The sequence below is a fragment of the Brevibacillus sp. BC25 genome (genome assembly GCF_000282075.1).
In the GTDB taxonomy this organism is placed as follows: domain Bacteria; phylum Bacillota; class Bacilli; order Brevibacillales; family Brevibacillaceae; genus Brevibacillus.
Genome location: NZ_AKIX01000062.1, coordinates 41331 through 58648, shown reverse-complemented (window position 1 = coordinate 58648; position 17318 = coordinate 41331). Strand labels below are relative to the sequence as shown.

The 17318-nt window shown below is 47.4% G+C and carries 17 protein-coding genes and 1 riboswitch; of the genes, 10 read left to right on the top strand and 7 right to left on the bottom strand.

What is annotated here, in order from left to right; all coding sequences use genetic code 11:
* Positions 1 to 94 precede the first annotated feature (94 nt).
* Complete coding sequence (locus PMI05_RS18035; protein WP_007724648.1) at positions 95 to 1084, top strand: siderophore ABC transporter substrate-binding protein; 990 nt, start codon at positions 95 to 97, stop codon at positions 1082 to 1084.
* An 85-nt stretch (positions 1085 to 1169) separates the two neighbouring features.
* Here PMI05_RS18035 and PMI05_RS18030 read toward each other — a convergent pair whose 3' ends face one another.
* The 7 genes from PMI05_RS18030 to PMI05_RS18000 form a co-directional block, all read right to left on the bottom strand.
* Positions 1170 to 1826 carry a DJ-1/PfpI family protein gene (locus tag PMI05_RS18030; RefSeq protein WP_007724645.1) on the bottom strand — a complete coding sequence of 219 codons (657 nt, stop codon included), beginning with the start codon at positions 1824 to 1826 and terminating at the stop codon, positions 1170 to 1172.
* Positions 1827 to 2031: 205 nt separating this feature from the next.
* Entirely contained in the window at positions 2032 to 2895 is an 864-nt protein-coding gene (locus PMI05_RS18025) for an ABC transporter ATP-binding protein (protein WP_007724642.1), read from the bottom strand.
* Positions 2896 to 3071: 176 nt separating this feature from the next.
* Positions 3072 to 3365 carry a YxcD family protein gene (locus tag PMI05_RS18020; protein ID WP_007724639.1) on the bottom strand — a complete coding sequence of 98 codons (294 nt, stop codon included), beginning with the start codon at positions 3363 to 3365 and terminating at the stop codon, positions 3072 to 3074.
* Complete coding sequence (locus PMI05_RS18015) at positions 3353 to 3787, bottom strand: hypothetical protein (protein ID WP_007724637.1); 435 nt, start codon at positions 3785 to 3787, stop codon at positions 3353 to 3355. Before PMI05_RS18015 ends, PMI05_RS18020 begins: the two co-directional genes overlap by 13 nt.
* A 149-nt stretch (positions 3788 to 3936) precedes the next feature.
* Positions 3937 to 4599 (bottom strand): methionine ABC transporter permease, encoded by a 663-nt coding sequence (locus tag PMI05_RS18010; protein WP_007724634.1) that lies wholly within the window; start codon positions 4597 to 4599, stop codon positions 3937 to 3939.
* Positions 4599 to 5636, bottom strand: a complete 1038-nt coding sequence (locus PMI05_RS18005) for a methionine ABC transporter ATP-binding protein (protein ID WP_007724631.1) — start codon at positions 5634 to 5636, stop codon at positions 4599 to 4601. The genes PMI05_RS18010 and PMI05_RS18005 overlap by 1 nt, the downstream gene beginning before the upstream one ends.
* Positions 5637 to 5678: 42 nt before the next feature.
* The gene (locus PMI05_RS18000) at positions 5679 to 6509 is read right to left on the bottom strand and encodes a MetQ/NlpA family ABC transporter substrate-binding protein (RefSeq protein ID WP_007724628.1); all 831 of its coding nucleotides are present in this window, start codon (positions 6507 to 6509) and stop codon (positions 5679 to 5681) included.
* A gap of 101 nt (positions 6510 to 6610) precedes the next feature.
* Positions 6611 to 6713, bottom strand: a riboswitch (SAM riboswitch).
* A 220-nt stretch (positions 6714 to 6933) separates the two neighbouring features.
* Here PMI05_RS18000 and PMI05_RS17995 point away from each other — a divergent pair.
* The 9 genes from PMI05_RS17995 to PMI05_RS17955 all read left to right on the top strand — a co-directional run bounded on the left by PMI05_RS17995 (position 6934) and on the right by PMI05_RS17955 (position 17267).
* On the top strand, positions 6934 to 7290 hold the full coding sequence (locus tag PMI05_RS17995) for a hypothetical protein (RefSeq protein ID WP_015893853.1): 357 nt from the start codon (positions 6934 to 6936) through the stop codon (positions 7288 to 7290).
* A 197-nt stretch (positions 7291 to 7487) separates the two neighbouring features.
* Positions 7488 to 8561 carry an ABC transporter substrate-binding protein gene (locus PMI05_RS17990; RefSeq protein ID WP_007724619.1) on the top strand — a complete coding sequence of 358 codons (1074 nt, stop codon included), beginning with the start codon at positions 7488 to 7490 and terminating at the stop codon, positions 8559 to 8561.
* Between the two features lie 84 nt (positions 8562 to 8645).
* The gene (locus PMI05_RS17985; RefSeq protein WP_007724618.1) at positions 8646 to 9575 is read left to right on the top strand and encodes a nucleoside hydrolase; all 930 of its coding nucleotides are present in this window, start codon (positions 8646 to 8648) and stop codon (positions 9573 to 9575) included.
* Between the two features lie 26 nt (positions 9576 to 9601).
* Positions 9602 to 10423: an ABC transporter permease gene (locus PMI05_RS17980; protein WP_007724617.1), complete on the top strand. Its 822-nt coding sequence runs from the start codon at positions 9602 to 9604 to the stop codon at positions 10421 to 10423.
* 5 nt (positions 10424 to 10428) lie between these two features.
* A complete protein-coding gene (locus PMI05_RS17975; protein WP_007724616.1) occupies positions 10429 to 11217 on the top strand; it encodes an ABC transporter permease in 789 nt (262 codons plus the stop codon).
* 15 nt (positions 11218 to 11232) lie between these two features.
* Complete coding sequence (locus tag PMI05_RS17970; RefSeq protein WP_007724615.1) at positions 11233 to 12294, top strand: ABC transporter ATP-binding protein; 1062 nt, start codon at positions 11233 to 11235, stop codon at positions 12292 to 12294.
* A gap of 18 nt (positions 12295 to 12312) precedes the next feature.
* On the top strand, positions 12313 to 14022 hold the full coding sequence (locus PMI05_RS17965; protein ID WP_007724614.1) for an adenine deaminase: 1710 nt from the start codon (positions 12313 to 12315) through the stop codon (positions 14020 to 14022).
* Positions 14023 to 14258: 236 nt separating this feature from the next.
* Complete coding sequence (locus PMI05_RS17960; protein ID WP_007724611.1) at positions 14259 to 15743, top strand: lytic polysaccharide monooxygenase; 1485 nt, start codon at positions 14259 to 14261, stop codon at positions 15741 to 15743.
* 168 nt (positions 15744 to 15911) lie between these two features.
* Positions 15912 to 17267, top strand: a complete 1356-nt coding sequence (locus PMI05_RS17955) for an MATE family efflux transporter (RefSeq protein WP_007724609.1) — start codon at positions 15912 to 15914, stop codon at positions 17265 to 17267.
* Positions 17268 to 17318 lie beyond the last annotated feature (51 nt).

The following is a 17318-nucleotide window of genomic DNA, read 5'->3' as shown; positions in this document are numbered from 1 at the left end:
CCTATCGTTAAAATTTTGATGGTCTGCCGGGGGTTTCATCAGCAAGCTATCAATAATTTTATATACTTTTACATTCTATATAGAGGTGAGAGAAGTGAACAAAAAATTACTCATGCTGTTTATGGCAGTACTGTTGGCTGTATTCACAGCTGCATGCGGCTCCAATAACGCCGCTCCTGCAACACCTGCAGCGGACGCAACCAAAGCACCTGAAGCTGCACAAACATCCGAAGAAGTTACGATCAAGCATAAATTGGGTGAAGCAAAACTGAAAAAGAATCCAAAAACTGTTGTAGCATTTGACTACGGTGTTCTGGATTCCTTAGACAAATTGGGTATCGAAGTAGCGGGTGTTGCACAGTCTTCCAGCATTCCTGCATACCTGGAAAAGTTCAAAGATGCGAAATACACAAACGTTGGTGGTTTGAAAGAGCCAGACTTTGAAAAAATCAATGCAATGAAACCAGATGTCATCTTCATTTCTGGTCGTCAACAAGATGCTTACGAAGAACTGAACAAAATTGCTCCAACCATCTTCATGGGTGTAGACAATGCGAAGTACATGGAATCTTTCAAAGAGAACATGAAAACATTGGGTACCGTCTTTGGTAAAGAAGCACAAGTAGAAGAAGAGCTGGGCAAAATCGATGCATCTATCAAGGAATTGAATGCAAAAGCAACTGCAAGCGGCAAGACTGCTCTGATCGTTATGGTTAACGAAGGCAAGCTGAACGCTTATGGCGCTGGTTCCCGTTTTGGTATCCTGCACGGTGAATTCGGATTTACGCCTGTAGACAAAAACATTTCTGTAGAAAACCATGGTCAAAGCGTTTCCTTTGAATATATCGCAGAAAAAGATCCAGACTACCTGTTCGTAATTGATCGTGGCAACGCGATTTCCAAGAATAAAGAAGTGTCTACTTCTACACAGCAAACTGTAGAAAACGACCTGATTAAGAACACGAAAGCATTCAAAACTGGCAACATCATTTACCTCGATTCCAGCAACTGGTACCTGTCTGGTGGCGGATTAGTATCCACTGCTGGCATGGCAGAAGAAGTTCTGAAAGAAGTTAAATGGTAAGAGGCTAGAAAGGAAAGTGGCGACAGCCGAAGGGAGTAAGACATTCCCTGGGCTGTCGCCTTTTCATTTTTTAGAGCGTGCTGATTTATACCCGGGGCTCCTGTTTTGCAAACTCCTGTAACATCGCTTTTATTTGTTCTACTAATAAAGCAGGTGCCTTCTTTGGTGAACCTGAGTCAAACGGCGGCTGGGGATCGTATTCCAAAATCAACTGGACTCCTTTACTCATATCTTCTCCCAATTCCCATGCAACTAATTGGAGTGCCATGTCGATACCAGAGGAAACACCGGCCGCTGTAACGATTTTGCCCTGACGAACGACTCTTTCCTCTGTTGGAGTGGTTCCAAGGGATTGGAGTAGTTCGAAGGAACCCCAATGAGTGGTGGCAACGGCTCCTTGTAACAAGCCTGCGGCGCTCAAGATCAGAGAGCCATTGCAAACAGACGTAGTCCATTTCGTTGTTTCATGTATGTGTCGAATCCACTGTAGGGTTTCTTCGTCATTCATAGGGGTTTTATAATTGGGTGGACTGCAACCGGGAACAACAAGAATATCAGCGGAAGTAACTTCAGAAAAACTGTAATCGGCATGTAAATAACCCATATTGGAGTCAAGTTTGATTAACCCCTGTTTCTTAGCGACAAACTTCACTTCACATTTCAGCGTAGCAGCGAATACATCGTATGGACCAATTGCATCTAATGCGGTGATGCCGTCGAAAAGCAAGATTGCAACCTTCATGATGATCTCTCCTTTGAAATGGAATATTTTTCTGGCAAACAAATACTAACATACCTATACGGGGTATATCTATGTCGGGATTGTGACTAACTGTAAGGTTTTCTAATCCCGTGTAACGAAGAGGGATAAACAATAGGTATAGCAAAAAGCCGGTTACACCGTAAAACATGGTGAAAACCGGCTTTTTGCTAGCGGATTCTAACAATTATCTGGCTCCAACCAGCTTGCGCTCTTCCGTGTAAACAGGTTGGGTAGTGTTTTCGTTTGGTTGCTTTTGATCCACAGCATGAGACAGCTCATAAGGGAGGCAGAGCGGTACACCCGTGCGAGGATCAATAAGGATGTCTGCTTCGATGTTGAATACCTTACGCAGCATCTCAGGCGTCATGACTTCAACAGGGCTTCCCTCAGCGACAACGGTACCGCGAGAGATTGCAACCATGTGCTGTGCATAACGGGTTGCGTGGTTCAGATCGTGGACGACCATGACGATCGTACGATTTTCTTCGTCATTCAGCTTTTGCAGAAGCTTGAGAACCTCCAGCTGGTGAGCCATATCCAGGAATGTCGTAGGCTCATCCAGGAACAGGATGTCTGTTCCTTGCGCCAGTGCCATCGCAATCCAGGCGCGCTGGCGCTGACCACCGGACAGCTGGTCAACCGGACGATCATGGAAATCGACCATGCCGGTCATGGAGATAGCCCAATTTACAATCTCCTTGTCTTCCTTGCTCAAAGAGCCGAAGCCTTTTTGATGGGGGAAGCGGCCATACGTAACGAGCTCAGACACGGTCAAGCCATCGGGTGCGGTTGGGTTTTGCGGCAAAATCGCCAGTTGCTTGGCGACTTCCTTGGTCGATTGCTGGTGGATCGATTTTCCGTCCAAAAATACTTGTCCGCCGGTTGGTTTCATAATTCGGGCGAGAGTTTTGAGGATCGTCGATTTACCAGAACCATTTGCACCGACCAGGGCAGTGATTTTTCCAGAAGGAATGCTGATGTTCAAGTCTTTGACAATGGAAAGCTCACCGTATCCGATGTCCAGCTTTTGCGTGTATAAGCGCTCCACAATGGGCCAACTCCTTTTTAAAAAAGTATGTACGTATATAATCAATCGTAGTAATGATAATCATTTTCACTAAGTTAAAGTATATAACGGAACGAGGTCAAATTCAATATGTAAAAAGCCAACCTGCTCACATGCGTGAACAAATTGGCCTTGGGTTAACAAATGATTATCCAGTGTTAGTAGGTGATATGAGCGATGATCCCTTGTTCGTCGTCCAATACCAGCTCGATACCGGCAGAATAAGGGTTGCGCTGCATCTGGGTCTCCAGGTAGTAGCGAATCGCTTCAATCATATTCATCTCGATGAAGACTTGTTGGCGTTCCATCCAGTGTACTTCAGCAGAGAAGCCATACTCTTCGTCCCACATCAGCTCGACGGAGATGTCTTGTGGCTTCAGCTGCTTTTTGTAGGCTGCGTGAATGCAGATCGCATTAATGATATCTTGTTCGGAAAATGTTATCTTTTCCATGCGTTCAGTTCCTGTTCTTTCTCACGCTTGTTTTTGAAGTAGACGATCACTTTGCGGATCAGGATAATCACAGCGAGGATCGCCATCAGGTTGATCATGAAGCCAAGGATGGAGCCCAGGATACCCATGTCACCGAACAGGGACCCGAACAGCAAACCTGCCAGACCACCAATCATGAGACCTTTCATGAATCCGCCGCTTTTGCTTGCTGTAGCAGCAGGAGTTGTTGTTGTACCTTTATTAGTTGAAGCATTTACATTCGTATCTGCTTTGTTAGGCGTTTGCGTGTTCGTAGGAGCAGTATTAGAGTTGAAGGATTTTTTCCCGGACTTATAGCCTTTCGCGTCGGCATGATCAATGAATCCTCCGGCTGGAGCGAGTACGAGCATTACGGCAACCAACATCATGATGAGTTTTTTCATGTTATTTGAGTAGCCCCTCTCATTTAAATGACTTGTATATATAAGTTTACATGAATATCGAGCGGAATTCCAACGAACTTTCAGTGACGATCGGTCTAAATACCTACAAAAAAGCCCCTGACAAGCGATCTCGTCAGGGGTTCTTCGATTTACGCGCTCTTTTTCAGTTTTCGGGCTGCCCAGTTACCCAACGATTGAATGAGCTGTACCAGGACGACGAGGATAATGACGGTAATGATCATGACTTCGATGTCCCATTGCTGGTAGCCGTAGCGCAAGGCGAGATCGCCGAGTCCGCCGGCACCTACTGCCCCAGCCATAGCAGTAGCCCCAATCAAACCGATGGTTGCGATTGTCAGGCAGAGGACGATGCCAGGCCGTGCTTCACGCAGCATGATGCGAAAAATAATCTGCGTCCGGGATGCGCCCATCGCCTGGTACGCTTCGATAACGCCACGATCTACGTCATGCAGGGCCGTTTCCATAAGACGTGAGATGTAAGGTGACGTATAGACGATGAGCGGTACTATTGCTCCTTCAATCCCAATCGAAGTGCCCACGATCAACTCCGTAAAAGGAATGATGGCGACCATCAGGATGATAAAAGGCAGCGAACGCACAATGTTGATGATCGTATTCAGGGTGTGATAGATGATTTTGTTCGGGAAAAGGTGATTCGCTTGTGTGATGACCAACAGAATCCCGAGCGGAATTCCGATCAACGTCGCAATGAACAAAGAAATTCCAACCATGATGACAGTTTCTTGCAGAGATTGCCCGAATACCGGAATCATTTCAATCAGACGCTCCATTAGCTCCGCACCTCCTCTGGTGACACAATATCTACACGGTAGACGGATTCGCGCAAGTAGCGAATGCCATCCTGAATGGCCTGGTCTTCACCAGAAATGTGCAAAAGCAAAATGCCGAGCGCCGTTCCCTTAATGGTTGTAATCGAGCCGTACAACAGATTCGTACTAATCGGAAAACGTGCCGACAAGGTACCAAGAACAGGATCGAGAGCAGCATCACCGCGAAAGGCAACGCGAACAATTTTGGAAACGGGTCCGGTTTCTTTTATCTTGGACAAAATCTCCTGTGGTACCTGATCGTCGAAAACCGTTTTGATAAAATTACGGGTCGTTTGCTCTTGCGGATTGCTGAAAACATCCAGAACAGAGCCTTGCTCGATGACGACGCCATTTTCCATGATGGCTACCTGGTCGCAGATTTTTTTGATGACCTGCATTTCATGCGTAATTAGCACGATGGTCAGGTTGAACTTTCGATTGATGTCGAGCAACAGCTCCAGAATCGATTCGGTCGTCTGCGGGTCGAGAGCGGAAGTCGCTTCGTCACAGAGCAGGATTTCCGGATCAGTCGCAAGCGCACGAGCGATGCCCACCCGTTGCTTTTGTCCACCGGATAGCTGAGAAGGATAAGCGTTTGCTTTATCAGACAAGCCAACCAAGCCGAGAAGGTCTTCTACCTTGCGCTTAATGACATCTTTGGGGACGCGATTCATCCGCAAGATTTCCGCGACATTGTCAAAGACATTATAGGAAGAGAGCAGGTTGAAGTGTTGAAAAATAATCCCGATCTTTTTGCGAGCTTGCCGCAGCTCTTTTTCCTTGAGGGTCAGCATGTTCTGGCCATTGACGATCACAGAACCGCTAGTCGGCTTCTCCAACAGGTTGATGGTACGGAGCAGGGTACTTTTCCCTGCTCCGCTAAAGCCGATAACCCCGTAGATTTGCCCTTTTTCCACCTGCAGGGATACGCCCTTCAATGCTTCTACCTGCTTGTTTCCTACTTGATACGACTTATGAATATCGGTTAGCTGTATCATAACTAGTTCTCCTTGTTGTTCTTGATGTTCCTGGCGTCGACCTTACCAGGACGGCAGTACAGCTCCTTCAAAACGTTCGTCGATGAATTTTTTCACTTCTTCCGAACGGTAGATGTCCACCAGCTTTTTGACAGCTGGGTTGTCTTTGTTGGTTTCGTTGGCTGCCAAAATGTTTACATAGGGAGAGTCGGCCGTCTCAGCGAAGATCGCATCTTTTTGCGGGGAGTAGCCGGCTTCCATTGCGAAGTTCGTATTAATCGAAGCGACTTCTACGTTCTTCAGCGAGCGTGCCAGGAAAGCAGCCTCCAGCTCTTTGAATTGCAAATTTTTTGGATTTTCTACGATGTCCAGTGGTGTTGCGTTGTCACCCACGCCATCCTTGAGCTTAATCAAACCAGCTGCCTGATAGAGCAGCAGGGCACGTGCTCGGTTGGTCGGGTCGTTTTGAATGCCGACAACGCCGCCAGCAGGGATGTCCTCGACTTTTTTATGCTTGGTGGAGTACAGGCCCATCGGGTACGTCACGGTTTTTCCGACCTCGACGATCTTTGTTTTGTGATCTTGATTGAACTTCGCCAAGAACGGGATGGTTTGGAAGCTGTTTACATCGAGATTTCCTTTATCGAGAGCTTGGTTCGGCTGTACGTAATCGTTGAAAACGACGACTTCGACGTCGAGCCCTTTGCCTTTTGCGACTTCTTTTACTTTGTTGAGAATCTCTTCGTGCGGGCCGCCAGTGACGCCTACCTTGAGTGAGGTTTGTTCAGCAGCAGTGCCGCCGTTAGCAGGTGCAGCTTCTTGTTTACCGCCGCAAGCCGTTATGAGCGATGCAGCGAGCAGCAGTGTAGTGAGCAGTAGACCAGTCTTTTTCATGAAAATACCCCTTTTCTCTGGATGTAAGATGGAATAGAAAAAGCCTCTTCCGACAGAAGAGGCGAAGACTGCGAGTATGTATCCACACTGCAACAATACCTCTCTTATCTGTCGGAATAAATTCCGCTGGATTTGGCACCGTATCGTTTGCGATAGGTTGCCGAGGTGTCATAGGGCCAGTCCCTCAACCTCTCTTCATAAGAGAATGTGCTATGAAATTATCATTCCAAACATTGTTGTTAATTCTTATTTGGATAGTTGGATTATAACGACTGATTTTTTAGGTGTCAACTGTTTTTGCAAACGAATGACTTGGTGGAAAAATGTGAAATTGATCTAAATACGAATATTCTATTGAAGAATTGAAAAATCATTTGTATAATGAGAGCGAATGAACCCGATACCAGCTATCGCAGGTGATGACATGACTCTAGTGGACTCCAATGAAACCAGAAAAAAGCTGTCTGCCATCTATAATGAGATAGCAAAAGAGTTGTTCGGATTTGGAACGACTCTGCTCCGAGTCACGATTGAAAATCAGATGATTACGTTCCAAGCCAAGCATCGCCGCTCTCCGCGCTCACAAGCGTTGGAAGGAGAAGCACCGGCCCTCAAGCTCGAAGTCGATTTTCGGATGTCCCTTCTTTATAAGAAGAGACTGCGGGAGCGATTGGAAGAAGAGATGGGGTTGCCGTTGGAAGCCGTGCTGCGGGACTATGATGCGCCTACACAGTGGGCGATCACAAATGTTATTTTAGCTGAATCAGAACTGAATACCTGACGCAATCGTTCGGATTTTTTCTTTTGATCTATCTTAAGGGGAGACCGTAGACTTTGCGTAAAAACGGGTGTCACTTCTCTTTGTTTACGAAGAAAAGTGCTCTTGTTTAGAATGATAAGTTCTAATCAAGGGTACTTTTCTTTTTATTGTATCACCATATTTTGTCATCAAATGAACCCAACTGGAGGAGAATTACGATGAAAAAATTACTTGCTGGAATCCTGTCTTTTTCTATGATGTCACTGGCTCTCGCTGGCTGTGGCAGCAATGATCAACCACAAGCGGGAGGAGCTGGCGGCGAAGCCAAGGGTGAGCCACAAAAGCTGGTCATCTCCACATGGGGCTTTTCCGAAGACTTTTTCCGCAAAGAAGTATATGAGCCGTTTGAAAAAGAACATAACGTGAAAATTGTGCTGGAAATCGGGAACAACGCAGAGCGTCTGAACAAAATTCGCCAAGGAAGCTCCGATGTAGACTTGATCTACCTCTCTGACTACTATGCACAGCAAGGGATTGAGAGTGGCGCATTTGAAAAAATCGACCGCAGCCGCATCCCGAACATGGATCAAATCTACGACATCGCCAAAGCACCACTGGGCGAGGAGTACGGTCCAGCTTACACGATTGGCCAATTCGGGATTGCCTACAATCCAAAGCTCGTGAAAACCGAGATCAAGGATTGGAAAGACCTGTGGAACCCAGAGCTGACGGGCAAGCTGACACTGCCTAGCATTACGTCCACAACTGGCCCGATGGTTCTCGACAGTGCTTCTACGGTCGCGGGCAGCAAGGAATTTAACGAGGATCAAGCCTTCGCGAAAATGAAAGAAGTCAACCAAAGTGTAGTGAAGTTCTACGATAAGACTTCCGAATACGTGAACATGTTTGGTCAAGAAGAAATCGGCGTAGGACCGATCATGGAAATGTACTTCAAAGACATCAAAGCCGCTGTTCCAGAAGCTGTTTTCGTACAACCTGCAAGCGGCGGATATGCGGTCATGAATACGGTTAACATCGTAAAAGGCTCGAAAAACAAAGCACTGGCTGAAGACTTCATTAACTACCAGCTGAGCAAGGAAGTTCAGGAAAAAACAGCAAAAGCAAAAATCGATTCTCCTGTAAACAAGTCTGTTCAACTGACAGAAGAAGAAGCAAAAGGCGTAACGTACGGGGAAGAAACCGTAAGCAAGCTGAAAATGCTGGACATGAAATTCGTTAACGAGCACTCCAAAGCATGGATTGACCGTTGGAATCGTGAAATCACGCAATAACGAACGATAGAAAAACAAAGGTCGAGGGTATAGACAATTTCGGATATACCCTCGTTTTCATGATGAACGTGAGGAGGACCACTCGTGCAAAAGATCATTCTTGACGTGGATACGGGCATTGATGATGCGCTTGGCATTATTCTCGCTGTGAAGAGCGGGCAATTTGATCTGGTTGGCATCACTACGGTGAATGGCAACGTATCGCTACGAAAAGCCACAGAAAACACATGCAAAATTCTCGATTTCTTGCAAGTCGGCGAGCAAATCCCTGTTGTCTGTGGAGCATCTGAACCTCTGCTGCGGCCGTTGTTTTTCGAGCACGCTGTACATGGTGAAGATGGCTTGGGAGGTGCCCTTGCCGGAGTTCCGATTTACAAGGAACCGACTGCTGGCTTTGCTCCTGATTTCATTGTGGAAAACGTACTCGCGCATTCCGGAGAGATTACGCTCATCATGACGGGGCCGCTGACCAATTTGGCACTGGCGGTGAAAAAATGCCCAGAGCTGGTCCAACACGTCAAGGAAGTCATTTTCATGGGTGGAGTGGTCCGCGAGCATGGCAATGTGACGCCGGTTGCGGAGTATAACATGTACGTCGATCCTGAGGCAGCCAAGGTTGTGTTTCATGCTGGATTCCCGCAATTGACGCTGGTTGGATTAGATGTGACGCGAAGAGTGTTGCTAAACGAGGAGCATATTCGCGAGCTAGGAGATACACCGATGGGCGAGTACGTAAGACAGAGTACGTCTGATTACCTCCATCGCTATTTCGGGCGAAATGGCGTCTATGCGTGCGCCATGCATGATCCATTGGCTGTCGCAGTCGCACTCGATCCCAAGCTGGTGAAGACGCAGAAACTGTATGTAGATATCGAAACGAGAAGTGAGCTGTGTGATGGGCAAACGGTTTGCGACTTTCAAAACCGCCTGAAAAAAGAACCGAACATAAACGTCTGTCTGGACGTAGATGCAGATGCGTTCTTTGCGCGTTTTATCGGCGCATTGAAAGCCTGACGATACCGTGAACAGGAGTTAATCAGATGAGAAAAACGGGTCTTTATTTATTGCTGTTGCCGGGTGTGCTGTTTTTGACGCTGTTCATGGTCATTCCAATCGTGATGACGATTGCATCCACCTTTTATCAAGATGGTAGCTTTACGATTCAAGGCTATCTGCAATTTCTTACCGACGCGTACTTCCTGAAAATTATGCTGACAACGCTACAGGTCAGTCTGGTCACGACGATTGCGTGTGTTCTGATTGGTTTTCCTGCCGCGTACTACATTTCCAAGCTGGGCCCACGCAAAAAGGGTATCTTGCTGGCATTGGCGATTTTTCCTTTGCTGACTAGCTCTGTCGTGCGGTCGTTCTCTTGGATGATTATTCTCGGAAAAAAGGGCTTATTGAACAGCTCGTTGCTTGCAATCGGGCTCATCGATAAGCCGTTGGAAATATTGTATACGCCGACTGCGATGATGATTGGTTTGATTCATCTGTTCCTGCCGCTGATCATTATTACGCTGGTAGGGGTGATGGAAAACATCGACCCAGATTTGCTGAAGGCGGCGGAGAGCTTGGGTGCTTCCAAGTTAACTGCCTTCTGGAAGGTCATTGTGCCACTTAGTGTACCGGGACTCATCATCGGTAGCATTCTGGTGTTTGTCGGAAGCTTGACCGCCTACACCACGCCTGCCCTGCTAGGTGGAAAACAGCGGGTCATCTCCACGTTCCTGTATCAAAATGCGATTACGCTCAATGACTGGCATTTGGCATCCGTCATTGCCACGATCATGATTGTCATTACATTTGTCGTCATCTATTTCATGAACAAGCTGGCGACGAAATTAAATCCGAAGGGGTAGAAGCTATGCAGGAGAAAAATCGCGGGTTGGCCCTGTTTACCTCTCTCGTCTTTCTGTTTTTGTTAGGGCCGCTCATTATCATTTCTTTTACGTCGTTTGAGCCGGGGAGCGTCTTGAAGTTTCCGCCGGAGGGCTTTTCCTGGCGGTGGTACGAAAACATTTTCAATGTAGAAATGTTCATGACGACATTCAAGACGTCGATGTTCGTTTCCTTGCTGGGGAATCTCTTGGCGCTCTTGTTGGGGATTCCAGCAGCCTATGCGCTCAGTCGCTTTGATTTTCGTGGCAAGGGCATTTTGAATGGCATTTTCATCTCACCTGTCCTGATTCCAGGTATTGTTATGGGCTTTGCCATGCTGAAATACGTCATTGTCGTATACAATTTGCCGATTTATGCGGGACTTCTCGTCGGTCATACGGTGCTGATGCTTCCGTTTATCATTCGCGTCATTGCATCTTCCTTGTCCAATTTTGACTTCGCTATTGAAGAAGCGGCTTTAAGCCTTGGGGCAGGTCGTCTCGAAACCTTTTTCAAAGTCGTCTTGCCGAATATTCGCTCCGGAATTATTGCTGCGATTCTGATCGCTTTTCTGGAGTCGTTCAACAACGTAGATATCTCTGTTTTCATGACGGGACCAGGGGTAAGCACGCTGCCAATCCAGATGCTGACGTACGTAGAAAACAACTTCGATCCGACGATCGCCGCTATTTCCGTGCTGCTCATGATTTTTACGGCTATTCTCATGTTTATCATTGAACGTCTGATGGGGCTTTCCTACTTTACAAAACGATAACGGAGGCATCAACTCATGGCATTGCTCACGCTGGAAAACGTATCGGTTGCCTATGACAATCAATATATTTTGCAAAACTTCAATCTCAATATCGAAAAAGGACAGCTCATCTCTTTGCTCGGTCCGAGCGGTTGCGGAAAGACGACGACACTCCGACTGATTGCAGGTTTTCTGGAAGCAAAAGATGGCCGTTTCATGTTTGACGGAAAAGATTATACGCGGGTTCCGGTCAACAAGCGCAACTTCGGGTTTGTGTTCCAGAGCTATGCGCTGTTTCCACACCTTTCTGTTTTCGATAACGTGGCATTCGGCTTGCGCCTGCGCAAGGTCAATGAAACAGAGGTAAAGACCCGGGTGCAGCAAATTCTCGAAGTCGTGAGTCTCGGCGGCTATGAAAAGCGTTTCCCGAAGGAGCTGTCCGGTGGTCAAAGACAGCGCGTGGCGATTGCTCGGGCACTGGTGATTCAGCCTGACCTGCTGTTGTTCGATGAGCCGCTCAGTAACCTCGATGCCAACCTGCGGATCAACATGCGCGTAGAAATCCGTCGCATTCAGCAGGAGCTGGGAATTACGACTGTGTACGTATCGCATGATCAGGAGGAGTGCTTCTCCATCTCGGATCAGGTAGCGATCATGAACAAGGGTGTGATCGAGCAGCTCGACGATCCAGCCACGATTTTCAAATATCCGAAGACGGAGTTTATCGCTCGCTTTATCGGTTTTACCAACTTCATCGACTTCGCAGAGCGCACCGAGCAGAACGGAGAAATTGGCCTGCGTGTCGGTGACCATCATTTTACCGCGTCCAAAAATCCGGGCACGGCGAATCCGTCTGGCAAAAAATGCGCAATGCGACCAGATGACCTCCTTGTGACAACAGAAGAGAGCACCGAGTCGGGAATGAACCGTCTGCGCGGAACGGTAAAGGTAAGCACGTTTTTGGGACGCAGCTATCAATATGTCGTGGAAACAGAGTTGGGCGACTTCACGGTCAATCAGGAAATGGAGACGCCGTACAAGACTGGCCTGAACGTCAATCTGCTGTTTCCAAAAGACAAAGTGATACTCGTGGACTAAAGACAGGAGGTTATTTTCGTGAAGGTCGATTTGTTGATTCAAGACGTCCAAGTGTTTAATAGCTATTTTAAAAAGTTCATCAAAGGAAACGTCGCTGTTTTGGATGGACGATTCTTCTATATTGGGGAGCGGAGTACGGAAACATTTGAAGCTGCCGAGATCGTGGACGGACAGGGCCGCTACATGATTCCTGGTTTGGTCGATATTCACTTGCATATTGAGAGCACGATGGTGACGCCTGAGACATTTTCCTTTGGTTTGATTCAAAACGGAGTGACGACGATCGTACCAGAGCCGCATGAGATGGCCAATGTGTTCGGAATCGAAGGGATCAAAGAGATGATTCGTGCGAGCCGTGATTGTGTCGTTGATATGTTGTACGCGATCCCGAGCTCCGTACCAGCTACCTCGATGGAAACGACAGGTGGGTCTGTCGAGATTGCAGATATGGACGAGCTCTTGCGTTCCGAAGAGATCATTTGCCTCGGCGAAATCATGAATTACGTAGACATCATCAAGGACCCTGACTGCAAGACGAATCGCATCCTGGAGCATATCCGCAAGACGTATCCAAAGCTCGTCATCGAGGGGCACGTCCCGAAATTGCTTGATTTGGACCTGCATCGCGTCATTTATGCGGGAGTGGACTCCGATCATACGCACCAGACACGTGAGGGCATGGAAGCGAGAATTGCAGCGGGCATGTTTCTGGAGATTCAAGAAAAATCAATGACGGATGAAGTCATGGACTTTTTTGTAAAGGAAGATGTTTCTGAGCATTTTTGTTTTGTGACGGATGATGTGATGACCGATTCTTTGGTTAATCGTGGACATTTGAACCATATCGTGAAAAAAGCCATTAAAATGGGCATGCAGCCAGAGCGCGCGATCTACGCGAGTACATTTACCCCAGCCAGACGTATGAACATGACGGATCGAGGGGCGATTGCTCCTGGTAAAATAGCGGACTTCCTGTTGGTGTCTGATCTGCATGAACTCAATATCGAACGCGTCTATAAAAATGGGAAGAAAGCTTACGACGTCAAGGAAGAGTACCGACAAGTGGTCAAAGAGAAGCAGTTTCCTGCGCACTTTTATGAGAGCATCAAGCTATCGCCACTTACAGAGCAAGACTTCCACGTCACAGTAGATGTGCCGGACAATCGTTATCCATGTCGGGTCATGCTCGTTCAAAACGGTTCTACTTTTACAGAGGATCACCGTGGAATCGCTGAGGTGCGGGAAGGACAACTCTTGTGGGAGGAGAGCCCGTACGGCTTAATCGCCGTCTTTGAACGCTATGGCAAAAACGGTAACCGCGGCTATGGCTTGATCAGCGGCGATACGATCAAGCGAGGGGCTGTAGCCACCAGTTATTCGCATGACAACCACAATCTCTTGGTTGTCGGACACAATCCGCACGATATGATGGTCGCAGCCAATGAAGTCATCCGCAACCAGGGCGGCTTTTATGTAGTCGAGGATGGCAAGGTGATCGCGAGCCTTCATTTGCCGGTCGGAGGCATTTTGACAGAGGAACCATTGGAAAAAACCGCAAAGGAAGTCGAACAACTACGCCGTGCTATGGAGTCGCTCGGTTACGATCACTACAACCCGATCATGTCGATCAGCACGCATTCCTTACCGGTCAGTCCAGCCTTGAAGCTGACGGATCTGGGGTTGATCGATGTAAATGACGGGAAAATAGTTCCGTTGCTTTTGATGTGATAAAAGTTGTCTGCTGAGAATATTATTTTCGGCAGGCAACTTTTTTTGATCAAAAAGTCCCGAAAGATGCATATAAATTTTCATGCATAGGTATACACTCCTGAATAATCTCCTATTTCCTTACTGGAATTCAGGTAATTGGTAGGTTTTGGTTTAGGTATTCAGAATCTGTAATACTGGAAAAATTTTCTGTAATATGGTATTCGATCCTAATCCAGAAAAGAGGAGATAAATAAATGGATAACGTAGGGTTGAGAAACAAACTGTTCAGTAAAGGGCTGTCGCTTTTGTTCATGCTGGCAATGATGCTGGTGGCGGGCGCAGCTACTCTCGTGTTCGCTGAGAAGGCCTCAGCTCACGGGTACATCGAATCACCAGCGAGTCGCTCTTACTTGTGTAAGACGGGGCAAAACACAGGCTGCGGTCAAATCCAGTATGAACCGCAAAGCGTGGAGGGAATCGGTTCGTTCCCGCAATCGGGTCCTGCCGATGGTGAATTTACCGGTGCAGGCCGTTATCCTGAGCTTTACACACAAACAGCAGATCGCTGGACCAAGGTTACCTTGCAGGGTGGACAAAATGCGTTTACTTGGAATCTAACAGCCCCGCATAGTACAGCGGAGTGGAAATATTACATCACGAAAAAAGATTGGAATCCTAACAAACCGCTTGCCCGAGCGGATCTGGAACTGTTCTGCTCGTTCCAGGACGGAGGGAAAAGACCGCCATTCACGGTAACGCATTCGTGCAATGTACCGACAGATCGTAGCGGTTACCACATTATTTTGGGTGTTTGGGAAATTGCTGATACGGGCATGGCCTTTTACCAAGCAATTGACGTGAATTTGATTAACAATGGAACAGGTATCATAGAAAAGCCTACCGTTCCTGGCAATGTGACTTCTGTATCACAAACAGCTACAAGCATTGAGCTTGGCTGGACAAAATCCGTGGCAACTGACGGAATCAAGCAGTACGATGTGTATCGCGATGGCAAATTAATCGCATCTACCAAAGAACCAGCATACACGGACAAAGATTTGACGCCTGCTACGGCTTACAGCTACACCGTTGTGGCAGTCGATGGCAAAGGGAAAGAGTCTAACGCTAGCAAAGCACTAACCGTTCGCACAAAAGCAGAAGATATCGTGGATACAGAAGCACCGACGGCACCAGCAGGAATCATGACTCACCATCCAACAGAGACAGAAATCGACCTCATGTGGAGTCCTTCCCGTGACAATGTTGGTGTGGTGAAATATGAGATTTACCGTGATGGCTCCCACGTAGGAACAGTTGAGCGGCCTTCCTTTGTCGATAAAGGATTAACGGCAGGAACATCTTATACGTATACGATCAAGGCAGTTGATGCTGCAGGAAATATTTCCGAAGAGAGCGCACCTTTTGCTGCAAGCACAACGGAGAAAAAGCCTGAAGTACCAGGTGAAATTGCTGAGTGGGATTCCTCTGCTGTGTATGTACAGGGCAACCGTGTCTTGTATGATGGAATGGAATTCGTAGCAAAATGGTGGGTTACTGGTGAACAGCCAGACCGTTCCGATGCGTGGAAACTGGTGAGCGATGTCGTACTGTCGTGGGATTCCAGCAAAGCGTATGATGGTGGAGCGCAAGTGAACTACGGAGACAAGGTTTATGAAGCAAAATGGTGGACCAAGGGCGAAGAGCCAGGGAAAGCCGATGTATGGAAGCTGGCTGAATAATGTAGCAAAGCCCGGGTGAACTGCCTGGGCTTTGTTGTGTAAATGCAGCCACTATTTTGCTGATTCCTACTTGTTTTGATATACTTATAATTTGAACGATAAACAGTCTCCGACCACAGTTGATGCGGGATTGTTTGCCCATCTTATAAGGTTAGAAGGAAATGAAAAATGAATGAAACCTATTCGCTAAAAGAAAAATGGCGACAGTTTTTGGCTGTTTTGCTTCCGATCTTGATATCACAACTGGCGCTGTTTTCGATGACGTTCGCTGATACCATCATGTCTGGACATGCCAGTCCGACAGATTTGGCGGGGGTAGCGATTGGGGCTAGTCTATGGACACCTGTTCAAGCAGGCTTGACGGGGATTCTGATGGCTGTCATGCCGATGGTTGCACAGATGGTTGGGGCAGGGAAACAAAATCAGGTGCCTTACACGGTCATGCAGGCCTTGTATTTGAGTGTAGGGATTGCGGTCGGTGTCATCATCGTCGGTGGTTTGGTGCTTGATCCGATCCTGAACTGGATGCAATTGGAGACTGAGGTGCGCACGATTGCTCGCGGCTTCCTGCATGCAATCGCTATTGGAATTATTCCGATGTTTCTTTATACGGTGTTCCGTTGCTTTATCGACGCATTAGGACAAACACGGGTAACGATGTTCATTACCCTGCTTTCGTTGCCGATTAACGTACTACTGAACTACGCTCTTATCTTTGGTAACTTTGGTTTGCCTCGACTGGGTGGAATCGGTGCCGGGCTTGCATCTGGCATAACGTACTGGTGTATTTTGCTGATTACTCTGTTTGTCGTGAATCGTGTACATCCATTCGTTGAGTTCGGTTTGTTCTCCCACTTTCATCGGATCTCGATGAAAGCATGGAAAGAGCTGCTGAAGCTGGGGCTTCCCATCGGATTCTCGATCTTTTGCGAGGTTAGCATTTTTGCGGCCGTCACTTTGTTCATGAGTGAATACAGCACGATTACGATTGCGGCGCATCAGGCCGCGATGAACTTCGCTTCATTCCTGTACATGGTGCCATTGAGCATATCCATGGCGTTGACGATTGTCGTCGGCTTTGAGGTTGGAGCCAAAAGGTTCCGGGACGCGAAGCAGTACAGTTATTTGGGGATAGGTATCGCTCTTGGTATCGCCCTTTTGTTCGGAATCAGCTTGCTGATGTTTAGCAAGCAGGTGGCTGGTTTTTACACGACCGACATCGAGGTGTTGGAGCTTGCCCAGCATTTCTTGATGTACTCGATCCTCTTCCTGATCTCTGATGCCGTCGCGGCTCCTATTCAAGGGGTACTGCGCGGGTACAAGGACGTGACCATTACCTTTATCGTTGCGCTGATATCTTATTGGGTGATTGGCTTGCCTTTGGGATACATTCTGGCGAAATTCACTTCGCTTGCAGCATTCGGATACTGGATTGGTCTGATTACGGGGTTGGCTGCTGGTGCCATCTTCCTTTTTGGACGTCTGCTGTCGTTACAGAAACGCATGATTCGCAGCCATTCATAAGGAAACAGATAAGCGGAAAATCCCTAATGTGGGGGTTTTCCGCTTTTTGCA